General features: G+C 69.4%; 16 protein-coding genes, 1 tRNA gene and 1 pseudogene. 9 read left to right on the forward strand and 9 right to left on the reverse strand.

Annotation, left to right across the window (positions count from 1 at the left end; all coding sequences use genetic code 11):
* Positions 1-550 (forward strand): hypothetical protein (locus PV721_RS32460; protein ID WP_319730662.1); only part of this gene is annotated, 550 nt, incomplete at its 5' end.
* Positions 551-887: 337 nt separating this feature from the next.
* On the opposite strand, the gene PV721_RS32465 is transcribed toward PV721_RS32460, so the two are convergent.
* Positions 888-4343, reverse strand: coding sequence for a hypothetical protein (locus PV721_RS32465; RefSeq protein WP_319730664.1), 3456 nt, complete (start codon positions 4341-4343; stop codon positions 888-890).
* A gap of 310 nt (positions 4344-4653) precedes the next feature.
* Entirely contained in the window at positions 4654-4899 is a 246-nt protein-coding gene (locus PV721_RS32470; protein WP_319730667.1) for a hypothetical protein, read from the reverse strand.
* A gap of 293 nt (positions 4900-5192) precedes the next feature.
* On the opposite strand from PV721_RS32470, the gene PV721_RS32475 reads away from it, so the two are divergent.
* From PV721_RS32475 to PV721_RS32490, 4 genes are all read left to right on the forward strand, one after another.
* Entirely contained in the window at positions 5193-5381 is a 189-nt protein-coding gene (locus tag PV721_RS32475) for a hypothetical protein (protein ID WP_319730669.1), read from the forward strand.
* 190 nt (positions 5382-5571) lie between these two features.
* The gene (locus PV721_RS32480; protein WP_319730671.1) at positions 5572-6420 is read left to right on the forward strand and encodes an IS5 family transposase; all 849 of its coding nucleotides are present in this window, start codon (positions 5572-5574) and stop codon (positions 6418-6420) included.
* Positions 6417-6815, forward strand: a complete 399-nt coding sequence (locus tag PV721_RS32485; RefSeq protein ID WP_319730673.1) for a hypothetical protein — start codon at positions 6417-6419, stop codon at positions 6813-6815. The genes PV721_RS32480 and PV721_RS32485 overlap by 4 nt, the downstream gene beginning before the upstream one ends.
* A gap of 310 nt (positions 6816-7125) precedes the next feature.
* Positions 7126-8187, forward strand: a complete 1062-nt coding sequence (locus tag PV721_RS32490) for a hypothetical protein (protein WP_319730675.1) — start codon at positions 7126-7128, stop codon at positions 8185-8187.
* Positions 8188-8247: 60 nt separating this feature from the next.
* Here PV721_RS32490 and PV721_RS32495 read toward each other — a convergent pair whose 3' ends face one another.
* Positions 8248-8592, reverse strand: a complete 345-nt coding sequence (locus tag PV721_RS32495) for a histidine phosphatase family protein (protein WP_319730677.1) — start codon at positions 8590-8592, stop codon at positions 8248-8250.
* 352 nt (positions 8593-8944) lie between these two features.
* Here PV721_RS32495 and PV721_RS32500 point away from each other — a divergent pair, with 352 nt between their 5' ends.
* Positions 8945-9127 carry a hypothetical protein gene (locus PV721_RS32500; protein ID WP_319730679.1) on the forward strand — a complete coding sequence of 61 codons (183 nt, stop codon included), beginning with the start codon at positions 8945-8947 and terminating at the stop codon, positions 9125-9127.
* An 84-nt stretch (positions 9128-9211) separates the two neighbouring features.
* Positions 9212-9631, forward strand: a complete 420-nt coding sequence (locus tag PV721_RS32505; RefSeq protein WP_319730681.1) for a hypothetical protein — start codon at positions 9212-9214, stop codon at positions 9629-9631.
* 102 nt (positions 9632-9733) lie between these two features.
* Here PV721_RS32505 and PV721_RS32510 read toward each other — a convergent pair whose 3' ends face one another.
* The 3 genes from PV721_RS32510 to PV721_RS32520 all read right to left on the reverse strand — a co-directional run bounded on the left by PV721_RS32510 (position 9734) and on the right by PV721_RS32520 (position 11505).
* A complete protein-coding gene (locus PV721_RS32510) occupies positions 9734-10435 on the reverse strand; it encodes a hypothetical protein (protein WP_319730683.1) in 702 nt (233 codons plus the stop codon).
* Positions 10436-10652: 217 nt separating this feature from the next.
* Positions 10653-10725, reverse strand: a tRNA-Ser gene (locus PV721_RS32515).
* A gap of 174 nt (positions 10726-10899) precedes the next feature.
* On the reverse strand, positions 10900-11505 hold the full coding sequence (locus tag PV721_RS32520; RefSeq protein WP_319730685.1) for a DUF6082 family protein: 606 nt from the start codon (positions 11503-11505) through the stop codon (positions 10900-10902).
* 98 nt (positions 11506-11603) lie between these two features.
* Between PV721_RS32520 and PV721_RS32525 the strand changes: the two genes are divergently transcribed.
* Together PV721_RS32525 and PV721_RS32530 are read left to right on the forward strand one after the other, a co-directional pair.
* Positions 11604-11795 (forward strand): hypothetical protein, encoded by a 192-nt coding sequence (locus PV721_RS32525; protein ID WP_319730687.1) that lies wholly within the window; start codon positions 11604-11606, stop codon positions 11793-11795.
* Positions 11796-12309: 514 nt separating this feature from the next.
* Positions 12310-12981 carry a hypothetical protein gene (locus tag PV721_RS32530; protein WP_319730689.1) on the forward strand — a complete coding sequence of 224 codons (672 nt, stop codon included), beginning with the start codon at positions 12310-12312 and terminating at the stop codon, positions 12979-12981.
* Positions 12982-13213: 232 nt separating this feature from the next.
* Here PV721_RS32530 and PV721_RS32535 read toward each other — a convergent pair whose 3' ends face one another.
* The 3 genes and pseudogenes from PV721_RS32535 to PV721_RS32540 all read right to left on the reverse strand — a co-directional run bounded on the left by PV721_RS32535 (position 13214) and on the right by PV721_RS32540 (position 14342).
* Entirely contained in the window at positions 13214-13471 is a 258-nt protein-coding gene (locus tag PV721_RS32535; RefSeq protein ID WP_319730691.1) for a helicase associated domain-containing protein, read from the reverse strand.
* Between the two features lie 70 nt (positions 13472-13541).
* Positions 13542-13694 (reverse strand): annotated as a pseudogene (locus PV721_RS43805) (hypothetical protein); the annotation flags it as partial.
* 138 nt (positions 13695-13832) lie between these two features.
* Complete coding sequence (locus PV721_RS32540) at positions 13833-14342, reverse strand: hypothetical protein (protein WP_319730693.1); 510 nt, start codon at positions 14340-14342, stop codon at positions 13833-13835.
* Positions 14343-14484: the final 142 nt, after the last annotated feature.

A 14484-nucleotide genomic window follows, 5' to 3' on the forward strand; every position in this document is an offset into this window, starting at 1 on the left:
CGAGGGTGCGGTGGGGGTGCTGCTGGGGGACGGCAGTGAGCCGGGTCCGGTGTACTTCGACGTGGGCAGCGGCGGGGACATGCCGTCGTCGACGGAGCGGCATGCGTACGACGGTCGGTTCGGCCGGCCGAAGGCCGCCCTGCTGCGCGGGGCGTGTGCGTGCGGGTGGCGCGGTGCGGCCGAGTACCCGCTCGACTGGACCGTGCTCGACGACCAGACGCCCCTGTACGAGGCGGACGTTGATCTGGCCGGGCCGATCGCGGACTACCAGGCCCACCTCACCGTGGTCCGCGACGCCGCGGTTCCGCTCCCCGATCCTCTCACCGTCCTGCTGACAGACCTGATGGAGAACCTGGAGACCGCGGCGGTGAAGGATCCGCTCGTGGCGCTGAAGGCCCTCGCGGACCTGAGGTACCTGATCGCCGGGGTGGGTGCAGACGCGGCGTTGGCGGTGCAGGTCGGCCGGATCCCGATCGAGACGGTCGCGACCGCGCTCGGCACGAGCGAGGCCGCCGCCCGCCGGTACCTGAACAGCTACCGCCATATGTGAGATGACGGCCGGCTCGGCCGGTGGTTGTTGTCCAGCAGGGCCGCACACCGCCCCGGGAACTTCATCTCCCGGCTCTGCCCGGGTCCCGGCTGCCCGAACCGCGTCAGGCGACCGGATCGGCGGCCCCGCATCAACGGGGCTTCCGATCAAGCTAGGGTCCGGGTAGCCCGTGCCGATATGGCGTGCTCGGGTGAGGCCCGGGGCCCAGAGCGCTCTGGGGGCAGCAGTACCCCCGGGCCGCCCCACCGACTGCCGCCCGTGCTGATGGTGTCCGTCGTGACCCGACCGCGTGTTTGTCAGTGCTGCCGGGTCCGCAGGTGTCTCCCGCCAGCCCGGCTTACCGCGGCGCGGGCCCGGGCCCGGTTCCTTGCACCCGCCACAGCCGTACGGTCCGGTCGTCCGACCCACTGGCGAGGGTCCGCCCGTCAGGGGTGAACTCGATGTCGTTGACGGGGTCGGTGTGGCCGTACAGGACGGGCCCGACGGGGCTCGCGTCCGCGACGTTCCACAGGCGCAACTGCTGTGCGCGGAAACCAGCCGTCGTGGCCAGTGTCCGTCCATCCCGGCTGTACGTCACGTGGAACTGCGCTTGGCTGCCGCTCTCCCCCCTGGACACCGCGGTGCCGGTGAGCGGCTTGCCGATCTGCTGTCCTGAGGTGACGTCCCACAGGCGTGCGTCCGAGTAGCGACTCGAACTGACCAGGGTGCGGCCGTCGGGGCTGAAGGTGTAGTCGCTCAAACTCTCGGTGGGCAGGGTGCTCACCCGTCGGCCGTCGACGGTTGCAATCACCTGGAGTTCCTCGACGTCCAGCCGTTCCAAGGCCATCACGGAGGAGTCGGGGCTGAAGTGAGCCCTGCGGCCTTCCAACGGATCGCCGAGCGGGCTTCCGTCCTCCATGCTCCAGAGCTGTGCTTCGCGGGTGTACCGGAAGGTGACGAGGAACCGGCCGTCGGGGCTGAAGCGCGTGGCGGTCACCTGCTGTGCCTGCGGGCCGGTGAGGACGACCCAGTCCTCCTGGGTCGTCAGGTCCCTGACCACGACCCGGTCCTGGATAGGAACGGCCTCCAGGAGGGCATGGCCGCTGTCAGTTGCCCGGAGGACCTGTGACGCGCCGGAAGGCTTGCCCGTCCAGGGGTCCCAACTCTGGCGGAGGGGCTCCAGGGATTCGTCGCCGACGAGGGTTCCCTCCACGGTCCTGCCGGATGCGTCGAAAGTCAGGTCCAGGAGTCTCTCCGCCCCCTGCAGCTGGGACAGTCGGCGCCCATCCACGGTCCACACCTGGCCTCCCGCGGCCGGGGCGGCGGTCCGGAACCTGCTGCTCCCGTCCACCGTGGCCAACAGTCTGCCATCGGGGCTGAAGTCCAGTGCGCTGACCTCGTTCGGGAAGGGGCCGAGCGTGAGGAAGGAGCCGTCTCGAGGGGCGACGATGAAGGGGGCGAGCATGACCACCGCACCAGCGGCCAGTCCGGCCGTCCGCACCCACCTGATTCGGGCCCTGGCCGGTACGTCGCGCGCGGCCGGTGCAGCGCGGCCGGGTCCGGGTTCAGCTCCGCCGGGACCGTCGGGGGCCGCCACCAGGTGTTCTTGGAGCCTCACGTGCCGGAACTGGTACGCCGGCCCGCTCTGCCGGAGCAGACCCCTGCGGTGCGCGTCGGTGAGGAAGTCCGTCAGCCGCCACGGCAGCCGTCCGCGCATCTTGAGGTAGGCCAGGGCGACCAGGAACCGAGGGTAGGCGCGGGAGAACAAGACCGTCACCATGAAGACAACGCTGGTCAGCGGAAGAAACACCTTCAGCAGCAACCCCGGATTGCCCAGGACGGTCGGTGTGCCCTTCAGGACGCTCGCCAGGGCCGCGTCGGGGTCGAACCGGCCCGGCTGGCCGGCCCAGCCGGTCGCGGCCTGCCCGGCCAGCTTTCCGGCCGGCAGTCCGGTCAGCAGGAGCAGCGGCATCATCAGCACGAGCACCAGTCCGGCGAGGGCCGCCCCGCAAACGGAGGACCACCGATCCTGTGCGAGGAGGGACTCGGGTGTCGTTCGGACGGCCGAAGGGGGCGGGGAGTCCAGCCAGTTGTGGGCAGCGAGCGCCAGGCCGATGCTGGCAGCCACGGCCACGCTTCCCGCGATCAGCTCGGCAAAGCCGATGTAGTACGTGACGGGGCGGTCGCCCGTCCAGAACACAATCGAGGTCGTAACCAGCACGGACAGCCCGAGGAGGCCCGCGACGAGGAACCCGGTGGCGAAACCGCGGCGCAGCCGCCCGAGCGACCCCGCGAAGGTGAACGACAGCCGCCCCGGCTGTCGCTCGGGGAACACGAACCACAGGACGACCAGGCCCATGGTGGAGACACCGCCCAGAACACCGGACGAGACCAGGATCGAGGGGATGTCATCGTTCCCCGACCAGGTGGCGAGCATGACCACGAGGGCCGTGAACGTCATCCCGACGGCCACCGATCCACCCAGTACCGCCCACTGCGGCAGCACCCGACGGGACATCCGCCACCACGCGAACTCACGTTCCCCGTAGCGGTGGAGGTGATATGCCAGGAAGGTCAGCCAGCGGCGGACCTCGTCCGGCTGCCAGGCGGGTTCGGGGGCGTCGGGATCCGGCTCCCCGGAGGGCAGCCGTTCGGGGGCGTACGCCGCGTCGACGACCTGGTCGGAGAGGTGGTCCTCGATGGCGTGCCTGCAGTCGAACCGGGATGCGTCGAGGAGCACGGACGGATCCCCGCCCAGCCGCCCGTACACCATCCGCGCCAGCGACAGCATCAGCGGCGTGGACAGCGCCTCGTGCACAGGGCTGCGGGCTCCGCCGCGCAGATGGGTGACGACCCGTCCCCAGTCGGTGCCCGTCGGCCAGTCCACACCCTCCAGGTACGCCGTGGCATCCGTCACGGACACCGGGTGCACCTCTACCACGGGGGCCCGCAGGAGCACCGGGGCCCCTCCCGTTACTACGTCCTCGTACTCCGTGGTCCGGCAGGTCAACACCACCGGACGGTCATCGCCCACGTAGCGGTTCACGGCCTGGACCGCCGCGCGGCGTCCGGACTCCGGAATCTCGTCCAGTCCGTCGAGGACCGGTAGCAGGAGCCCCTCGTCCAGCAGGAGCTGCGGTATCTCGGGACGCCCTGCGTAGTACGTGGCGGCCAGCGACTCCACCAGACGGCCCTGGAGGGTTTGCCGTACGGGGTCCCAGGAGGATGCGGACAGCAGCACCGGTACCTTGGTCCTGGTCCCGTCCTGCCGGCGGCCCAGAAGCCCCAGCGTCAGCAGGACAGCCAGCACAGTCTTGCCAGCGCCGGGTTCGCCGAGCACCACCAACCGGCCGCTGGGGATACGCCCGTATCCCTCGGCGAGTACGAGCAGGGCGTCGTCGAAACCGTGGTCGAGCCGGCCGTCCAAGGCGATCCGGGAGATCCGGCCGGGCCCGGCTGTGGGATACACGCGGTCGGGCTCGTCGGCCACCTGACGCGCACTCGCCGACCAGGTCAAAGGCACCACCCTGGGCTCACGCAGGCCCCTCGTCCGGGCCTCCGCGCTCCACTGCGCCCCGACGGTACGGGCCAGTTCATCGGCTTCGGCCACGGGGTCGAGCACGGGTAACCGCTGTGGGCGGAGCAGGCGTTCGAGGATCGGCAGGGCCACGGCGAGTGCGCCCAGGAAGTAGGCGCCGATGGTCGCGATCAGGGAGGAGCGCTCCTGCCCCGCGAACAGCATCCAGACAGCCGTACCGCCCATGACCACGGCCAGCGACCACAGCACGGCCCGGTCGAAAGCGCGACTGCGCACCCGCGTCATGGAGCACCCCCCAGGCAATCCGTCCTACGAACGGTCAGATTGTCGCCGATGTGCCGTCACGGCGCGGGAGTTTCGCCCAGAAGGGGCCGGGCGCCCGACCCCGGCCGGAAGCGGTCGATCACGGAGCCCGCGTCCACGGACACGGGCTCTTCTCGTTGCTGCAACGGTCAGAAGCTGACCTTGAAGTAGAGCTGTTGGAGGCCCTCGTCGGCGAGCGCCTGGAACTCGGCTTCCGTGGCGCCGGCGGCGGGCCCGCCGAGGGTGCCGGGGACCCGACAAGGGCCTCGGCGCCCCTGGTGTGTCAGCGGCGGCGCAGGGCGAGCGCCACACCGAACGCGGCCGCCAGCGCCGAGGCCACCCCGCCCACGGCGCTGATCGGCCCGGCCAGCGAGCGGTGGACCAAGCACAGGTAGCAGGCGGCGCCCAGGACCAGGACGACGACAATCCCCGCGAGCAGCAGCACCACCGGGTCGGTCCCCGACCCGGACGGCTGCTGCGGGGACTGGAGCTGCTGCGGGTGCTGGGGCTGCTGGTCGACGATGGACATGAAGGGTTTCCTCCCGTTGTTGGCCTATGGACGATCCGCAGACTGCGACGCGGAACACCAAGCGCCGCAACCCCTGGTGCCGCGGGCGGGCCACCAGATAGGAGGGTTATGGGGGGATGGGCGGCGAAGTCATCAGTACCCACCGAAGATTTTTGGGCCATGGAGGTCTCCGGGCGGTGTTGGAGCCCACCTTGAGGGCCACCCGCCGTGCCGGGGAAGGCGCTGATGTCCCCAGTTCGGATTGGGGCCATACCCTCCGCCGTCCTCCGGTGGAGGCGCGCCACACTGAGGGAATGATCGAGCGCCGCCCGCTGGGCACCGGACCCCGAACCCCGCACGAGCTCACGGCCGCCACCGGCCCACGCGGTCGCCTGGCCGCCGGACTCGCCCCCGCCGAGCGGCAGGACCCGGTAGCGGCCGAACAGCCGCAGACGGGGCGCAGGCGCCCTCTTGGCCCCGGCCCCGCACTGTCCGACCGGTAGCGGCCGCCGCCCGCCCCCACCGGACCGCGGGGCCGCCCCCGGGAACACCGGACCTCTATGTCCGGCTGACGCGTACATAGACACCTCAGAGGGCGGTTCGTGAGTCTTCGGGTGGTTCTGGCGTCGCCTGATGGTGTGGGTGTGGGCTGAATCCGCCAGTTTCCGGGCTCAGATCTGTTGATCTGATGAGGTGGCTGAACGCAAGCCGTACCCGAGTGGCCTATCGGACGGGCAGTGGGCGTTGATCGAGCCGGTGATCACGGCGTGGAAGGATCGGCACCACTCGGTCAGCGGCCACCAGGGCGCCTACGCCATGCGGGAGATCGTCAACTCGATCCTCTACCAGGGCCGGACCGGCTGCCAGTGGGCCTACCTCCCGCACGACCTGCCGCCCAAGAGCGCGACGTACTACTACTTCGCGGCCTGGCGGGACGACGGAACGGACCAGGTCATCCACGAGCTCCTGCGCTGCCAGGTCCGTGAGAAGGCTCGCCGATTAGAGGACCCGACCCTGGTGGTCCTGGACACTCAGAGTGTCCACGCGGCCGCCGGGGTCCCCGCCTCCACGACCGGCCGGGACGCCGCGAAACGGGTCACGGGCCGCAAGCGGGGACTGGCCGTCGACGTGCTCGGCCTGGTCATCGCCGTCATCGTCCTCGCCGCGAACACGCACGACAACACCGCCGGCACCGCCCTGCTCGACCAGGTCGCCGCAAACACCGGCGGCACCGTCGGGAAGGCCCTGGTCGACCAGGGCTTCAAGAGCCACGTTTTCATGCACGGCACCCGCATGGGCATCGACGTCGAAACCGTCCAGCGCATCCCGCAGGAGAAGGGGTTCGTCCCGCAGCCCAAGCGATGGCGGGTCGAGCAGACCTACGGGACCCTGATACTGCACCGGCGCCTGGTCCGAGACTACGAACACCGCCCGGACTCCTCCGCCTCCCGCGTCTACTGGGCCATGACCCACGTCATGGCCCGCCGCCTCACCGGCGCGAACACCCCCACCTGGCGCGACCCGCAGACGGTGACCGCGTGAACCTCCGTCCCCTCCTCGACGCGCTGAGCATCCAGGAGAACGCTGCCGAGGCCCTGGCCGACGACCTCCGCACCCAGATCGACGAACTGCAGGCCCGGCTGCGGGAGGCCGAGACCCACCTCGAGCACCTCGCGATCACCCGGAAAACCGTCACCAGCCTCACCGACCGGCTCCCGACCGGCCTGCCGGACCTGCCCGAGCACCCGGACTACCCCCGCATCCTCGCCGTATTCAACGACGCGACCGGACCGCTGACGGCCCGGGACATCTGCGACGCCCTTGGCCATGAACCGCTACCGAAGAACATCGAAGGCACACGGGCCAAGCTAAAACGCCTGGTCAGGCTAGACATTCTCACCGAAGCCACGGCAGGAATCTTCGCCCGGAAGCAGTAGCCAGCCGAGCACCACGACCACAGCCCAACCCCCGACCCCAAAACGGGCATCACCTCACGAACCGCCCTCTCAGGGGGGATGAGGCTGGTCGATGGCCGTGGTACTACCCGTCGTCGGCGGAGAGGGCACATAGGTGACGCCGCCCTCGATGCTGTTGGCAGCGGCGAATCGGGTCTCGGCCGACGGTCGTGCCGCCGAGGACACGGAGCTGGGCGGGATCGGTCGGGCCCCATCCCTGTGTCAGTGGTATGAGGGATCATCATGCTTGCGTACGGGCCGTGCCGGGCGCCGAGAGCTAAAGGGGGCGAGCGTGCTGCAGGACCACTTCGTTGAGACGGTACAAGGGGACCGGTACACGTACACGAGGCTGAACCGTGCGGTCATCAACGAGCTGCGAGCCGGCCCCTCCGCGGGCGGTGACGAAGAGGCTGCACACGCTCTGATCGACCTGCTGATCGACGACCTGCCTCAGGACTCTCAGCATGATGGCCTGATGGACAACTCCGACACCGGAGCGGTCATACGCTGCCTCAAGGCCGTCCTGCGTCGCCTCGGCATCGATTTCGAAATCCCGTTCCACGACAAGCAGGGCTACTTCTCGTTCCGGATGGAACGCAGCAACGACTACAACACGGACCTGACCAGAATCTTCGCACCAGGGCGTGCGGCGCTGGAACGACGGGAGCAGACAAGCTTCACGGGAGGCCTTCGGGGGCTGCGCGGCGAGCTGCGCAACCTCATCTTCGCCGCCGCGCAGAAGCCCGAGATCGTCTGGAGGGACGTCGCGGGTGGGGTCATCGAGATCACGAGGAACAAGGCCTACTGCCTGCTCTACGACCGTCCGGTGGGAGCAGAAGGTCTCACCTGGGGCGCACTCGCCAAGTGGTGGAGTCTGCAAGACGGCATGTATGGGGCGCCCGAGGGGGTGAGGTTGCAGGCACTCCTGAATCGGTTGAGGACCTCCCTCAACGCCCCGGAACAGCTGCTGCTGGACTCCTACTGGGAGTACTCGACGCAGCGAGGCTTTGATGACTGTCCGGCTCTGCTGCCGCAGGTGTATCTCCACTACGACCCCGTGTCGCAGAACCAGCGGATCCAGCGGGTGGAGGGCAAGGTGCTGACGCGGCAACGGATGGACTTCCTCATGCTCGCTCCCGGCGGCCGTCGATACGTCATCGAGCTGGACGGGAAGGAGCACTACTCGCGTGACGGGAAAGCTGCTCCGGATCTCTACGCCGACATGGTCCGGGAGGACCGGAGAATCCGGCTTCAGGGGTACGAGGTCTACCGGTTCGGAGGAGCCGAATTCGTGGACCCACAGGCGGCCAAGAACATGATGCGGGGATTCTTCGATCAGCTGTTGAAGCCTTAGCACCGACACGCCGAGAGGAGCGCCGGTCTCCCGGCAGCGGCCTCCGTCGGACCGGTGCCGTCAGCCGTCGCCGCCGTCGGCGGGCGGCGGGACGAAGCGCCGGTCGAGCCACTCCTGCGGCCGTCCCTCCGCCTCGCCGTAGGACTTCTCCCGCAGCCTGCGATCCAGGACCGGCTCCACGCCGAAGAGCTCGGCCACCTCGGCGGCCGTCTGCGCGGTGCGCTGTAGATCCGAGGAGAACAGTTCCACCTCGGCACCGTGCGGGATCCGTGTCCGCAGTGCTCGGGCGATGGCGCCCGCCGTACGGACGCCGGCGGGTGTCAGCCGCGAGTCGTGCCATCCGCCGACGACCCCCTCGACGTGGTGCGTCGCCTCCGGATGGGTCACGACATGAAGAGTGCGCACGACTGTTCCTCCTTGAGCGGATGACGTCCCGTCATCCTGGGTGGAGCGAGCCATCTTGTTCAAATGCGTGGCAGGGCTGCTGGCCGCGTCGCGCAGTGTGACGGTCATGCGGCCGAAAACCTGCTGAACTGCAATGACGTCACGGACTAGGCTCCATCCCGGCCCGTGCCGGTATGGAGTGTGCGGGACAGGCCCCGGTCCCCATCCATGGGACGCAGTACGGCCGGGGCCGCCCCCCGTCGGCGGCCGCAGACGCCCGGGACGGACGGGCGCTGCGCCGAGCCTGCGCGAGGGCGACCGCTCACCCCCTGTTCGACGTCGTGATGACGAACTACTGGAAGGGACGTGGCCCGTGGAGACGATTCCCAGCCACCCGCACGGGAGGCACTTTCGGCACTGCTACGCCTACGAGGGCAGCTTCTGCTCCTGCGGCGGCCAGTACCGCGGGGAGGACGCCGGCCCTCGCCTGGAGTGGCCCCCTGCGCCCTTCAAGCTCGCCGCACCCCACCGGGTATGGGCGGGCCGTGGTGAGTGATGCGGCCGTCGCGGACCTGCGACTGGCCCGGCTGCCGTCCGCCTGTGTGGCTCCCAGCAGGCGGCCCTGGTGACGGTGTCAGCGGTGGGTGTAGCGCTGGCCTGGCTGTGTGCCGTTCAGGTGTCGGAACAGGATGAGGGCGACTTCCCTGACGAGCTGTTCGACCGTGTGGACGATCTGATCGATGCCCACGGTGCCGACGACATCGCCGAAATCGTTGCCGGGGCGGTGGACGCCGGCCAGGCGTCGGTGGAGCAGGCGATCGTGTTCCTGAACGTTGCAGCGTGGTCGGGGACGGACAACGGTGCCTCCATGCAATCCACCCTGGACGGGTGGGTGCGCCAGGCGGACGATGCCGTTCGCCTGGGCATCGCACTGCACCACGAGTGCTACCCCCTGCCCACGCGCGCGGAGATGGTTGCCAGGCTCTCTGAGATCGCTCTGCGCTTCCCGCAGTACCGGGCGGTCTGCGAGCGCCACATCGCCGACCGCCCCGCGATCTGACCATCCGGGTGTCCGCCTGGCGTCACGCCGACTGAAACTGCCGCCCCGGCGCCCTCGCCCACAGGGATCGTCCGTTCGGTCACAGGCACGCCGGGGCGGAGGTCAGCTGTTGTCGTCCGGGTTGTAGACGTCCTTGTCGTCCGGGACGTCCACCTGTACGGGCTTGTTGATGCCGGTGAAGGCGAGATCGATCGGGTTCGGGCCGCTGGTGGTCATCTTGAGGAGAAACGGTTCGCCCTTGGTGGCCACGAGGAAGACTCCTTGGGCCGTGTTGATCGTGACCGCCTCCTGACCGTCGATCTTGGTCAGTGCGCCCTTCTCCGCGTAAGGGACGCTGTAGAGCTCCCTGAGGAGGCCGTCGCGGTCGCACAGAAGGGTCAGTCCCTTCATGGAAGGGTCCGAGTTCTCCGTCCGCGTCCAGCGGCCCGACATCTCCTTGCGGGCCTGACTCGCCTGCTCCTCGGGCATGTCCTTGGTCTGGGCGAGCATGTAGGCCTCGTCGCCCCGGAGGAAGGTGTGATTCCGGGTGCGGACCACTTCGATGGTGCCGCCGCTCTGGGCCGACATCGCGCCCTTGCATTCGCCGGTGCTGCTGATCGACAGGTTCACCTGCGTGGATACGCCCTGCCTGGACGTTGTCCCGCTCATGGTGAACGTGGATGCACTGCGCAGCGCGGTCGCGGAGTCGTTCAGCACCTGGGAGCCTTGCCGGCCGGGGAAGGGTTCGGACGGCACGCAGCCGGTGAGCCCGAGGGCCGCTGCACCGGTCAGGGCGGCGGCGAGCAGGCGGTGAGCGGTGTGCACGGAGACTCTCTTCAGCGAGGAGGGAGCGGATGGTGGGAAAGAGCGTACGAGGCGACCGGACGGCACCCCACGACCAGGTCGGACTGCCGGTGCGCCCGCACCGGCCGCCGCACGACCGTGCCGGTGCGGGTGCTGCGCCCGGCCTGGCGGCCTCAACCCGCCGCCGGGTGTTCGGCATCCCTCCCGGCGCCGGCCGTTTCGTGGGCACGCACGGCGGGGGAGCAGGCCGGAATCGAACCGGCGTCCTCCCTCTGAGCAAGAGGGCACGTCGACCTCTGCGCTACAACTCCCCCGCCGCGGTACGCGCACCCTGGCGCTCTCTCCAGGACCCCCGTAGCGGTTTTCGAGCCTGTCGTTCGCAGTCGTCCGGCGCAGGGCAACGGCCCCGCATCCGGCAGGCTCCTTGCCCGGCCCTGTGCGGCCAGGCGGACGCCGTGGAGGTGGAGATGTGCTCCGCGTCCGACTCACCTGTCCGGATGGTCTTGAAACTCCAGAAGGGCTGCCACTGGTCCCTCTGCCACAGCAGCCCGATAGCGGTCGTCCACCAGGCGAACGAATGCACGGTCGCGGCGGTCACCGGCCTCCATCGTGCGGCGCCACCCAGCGCATTCACGTTCCCACTGTTCGCGTGCGATCTCACCACGGAAGTGCCCGTCGAGTTTCACCGCGAGTTTCTCGACGGACAGATGGCCTATGCGGAAGCGCTGCAGCAGCTCTCCGAGTGCCAGCGAGGTGATCAGGTGCTGCTGATGCCGTTTCAAGGTCACCGGCGCAGTGGGTGGAGACCATGCCTGGAGCAGTGCCGGGTCGCTCAGCGCGAGTGCCGCGAGCTGGAGATGGCTCTCCCTGATGGCCTGCTCGCTGCTCGTACGCGCCAGCCGGACCTGGTAGAGGAGTGAGAGAGCCACGCCCGCCAGCGCGATGGCAGAGAGGACGACGGACACCGCCCCGTACGTCTGGCTGATGTCACTGAGCTTCCCCCAGTCAGCGCTCGCCGGAGCCAACGCGGCCAGCGCGAACGGCGTGGAACCGATCAGCCCCAGCAGACCGAGTCCCAGCAGGACGTACACCAAGCCCATCCGTAACCTCCGAATGCGCTGCGCCCTGTCGCTTCCCGTTGTCACATGTCCCCCCCTGAGAAACACCGGATGCCGGTTCGCTGATCAGGATGGGGGTGCTGTCGATACCCGGCAAGGGGGCCATCTGCACGGGGTTGCTCATGCCGGTGAAGGCGAGGCCGATCGGGTTCGGGCCGTCGGTGGCCGCCTTGAGCGGACAACGGCGTGCAGCGGACCGCATCGACCGCATGCCGCTGCGCGAGCACGCCCAGGCCGTCGCCCGCACCCTGCGCACCCCGTAGGAGGGGGATCCGGTCATGTCCGCATCCACGGCCACCCGGTGCGCGTACGGTGAGGTGACGACCCCGCCGCCGGGAGGACCAGCCATGAGCGCGCAGCCCGCCCCCACACCTCCTCATGCGGGCATTGCGGCCTACCGTCACCCAAACCTTGCCGGGTCCTCCTCTGCGCCGAGCACGGCCGGGACTGGGACGGAACGATTCCTATGACCTCCTCCGAGGTGCCCTTCGGCGGATTCTGCAGCTGGGCAACGGACGACGACATGACCGTATGCGGCCGTGCCCTCCACGAAGGAGAAGTCCCGCCGATGAGCGCGCAGCCCGACCACGCCCCCATCACGCAGTACGCCCCCGCGCCGGGGCGCCGGCCGAAATCTTCGCCCGGCTGCGCGTCGACCGGCGCGCGGATACCTGGGTGCAGGCCTTTCCGACCAGTGACTTCTCCTGCGAACGCTTCCCGCTGTCGGCGCCTTGCGATCGTTGCCAAGATCCCACAGACATGTTTTAGCCTGCCCCCATGCCCACCCCTGTGCATGCACTGGCCCACTGCCCCGTGATCCCGGCCGCCGTGGCAGAGTTCCTCTCCCTGCCGCAGCAACCGACGGCTGCGGATGACTTCGACGCGCTTGACGCCGTTCTGCGCGCTCGGGGCTGGAGTTGGGAACACGAATGCCTGACGGACTCCTACCGCACGGGCTATGGGCATCCGTTGTGCACCGAGGGCGACACCCCTTTCGGGGACCCGACGGCGCGGCGATTCCTGGTGTTCGGACAGCTGTATCCCGTCGACCCGCACGACGACGACCTCGACAACATGCCCTGGCTGGGCGAACTAGTGGACGACTGGGGCAGGGCCCCGGGCTGGACGGTTCGCCGCCCGTCCACAGTGGAGGCGTGCACCGAGATACTCAACCAGACAGCGGACGCCGTCACCGCCCATCTCGGCGCCGCTCCGGAGCGGACGGTCACCAGCGACGCGGCCGTGGTGACGGGCCCGCCGATGCTTCACCGGATCTGGCGCACCGACACGCAGGCCGTGATCGTGGGGCCACACGCGGACAACGGTCCCTACGGCTACCTCACCCATCTGCAACTCGCTGCTTCTCCCCTCAGTCTGGCCCGCGAATTGCCCCCCGAGGGCGACACGGCGGGACTGGACCGCTGGATCGAGGCGCACGTCGACTGGTGATATGAACTACGCCTGGCGCCTGGCGCCTGACGGTGATCGACGGCTGCTGCCCAGGGGCGCTGTATCGGTTCTGTCGTACGGGGACGGGCTACCCGGCCTGTGCCGGTATGAGTGTGCGGGTCAGGTCCGGGCCCCGGCGACGGGAGGCAGTACGGCCGGGGCGGCCGTCGCCGCGCGCGCCCGGCTGATCGAGTGTCCGCGATGCCGGGATGCCGCCCGGTGCGTGGGGCTCTTACGTTGCCCAGTCCAGTCCCAGGTCCGCCAGTACTTTCAGCTGTTCCGCGCCGAGTTTGGTTCGCCTGCTTTTGGTGTTGGTGAGCCAGATCCCGAGCTTCACCTCGGCCCCGCCGTCCAGGACTTCCACGCGCGTCCCGGGGACGGTCACCGAGCCGGTCCGGGCCGTGTACTGGGCGAGGGCGGCTGCGCCCCGTTCGAAGGCCCCTGAGCCGCCCTTGCGGGCCGTGGCGGGGGCCTTCTGCTGTTTGGACATGGGGCTGGATGCCGAGGCGCTGGAGGCGTTCGCGTTGCCCGTCGGCGAGCTTGGCCCACACAGCAGTCTGGCGCTGGCGGCCGAGCCTATTGCCGATGTCCATGCCGTGGACGGTGACACCGGGCTCGATGTGGACGAGGACGCTCTCCTCGGCGGTCTCGCGGAGGGCGGCGTGGTGGCGTTGCCACTCGGGGGACCAGGCGGGGTTCCAATCGGGGTCGATCGCGGCGAGGGCTTCGGCCCGCCCGGGCGGCGGAGGTTGGAATCCACTGTCCGAGGGGTTTGTCGAGTGCCACCGCGGTGCGGGGGCAGCACAGGGTCCAGTGCCGCTCGTAGTAGACGCGGGCCGTGGCGAGGTGGTCTAGCTGGCGTCGAAGTAGACCAGTGTGGTGCCGTCGTCGGCGTGGCGTGCCGTCAGTGCGATGTCGGCGGCGCCGGTGTTGGAGCGGTCCATGCGGTCTCGCATCACGCCCACGCAGAGGTCGTACTTGCAGGAGTCGAGGAAGAACGGGGTCTCGTCCGGCGGCTTGCGGTCGGGCAAGGACTCGGCCACCCAGGCGCCGAGGTCGGCCTGTGGCATGCGGAAGGTGACCTGGTATGTCTCGTCCAGGACTCCGTGCGACCGGCACCGCAGGTTCGTCGCCCCATCGGGGACGGGGGCCGGCAGGTAGGCGAAGGCGTCCTTGCACGGCACTCCGTAGTCATCCTGGAACGCCGCCAGGAGCACCCCTCCGACGGTCCAGGCGGTGGACAGGGTCAGCCATGTGACCCACAGGGCGAAACCTACCGCGACGGCCAGGAATGCGTTCTCTACGACCCTGAAAGGTTGGATGCGCAGCGGCATCAACCGCCGCTTCCCTGAAGTGCTCACGTGCCCCCCGGCCATCATGTCTTGAACGCGTTCAAGACGCAGCCTATCGGATGCCGGCCCGGTGCACGCCAGATTGGAGGGTGGGTTCGGCCGCGGCCGAACCCACCCTCCAATCTGGCGTGCACCGGGCCGGCATCCGATA

Source organism: Streptomyces sp. MB09-01 (genome assembly GCF_033794505.1).
In the GTDB taxonomy this organism is placed as follows: domain Bacteria; phylum Actinomycetota; class Actinomycetes; order Streptomycetales; family Streptomycetaceae; genus Streptomyces.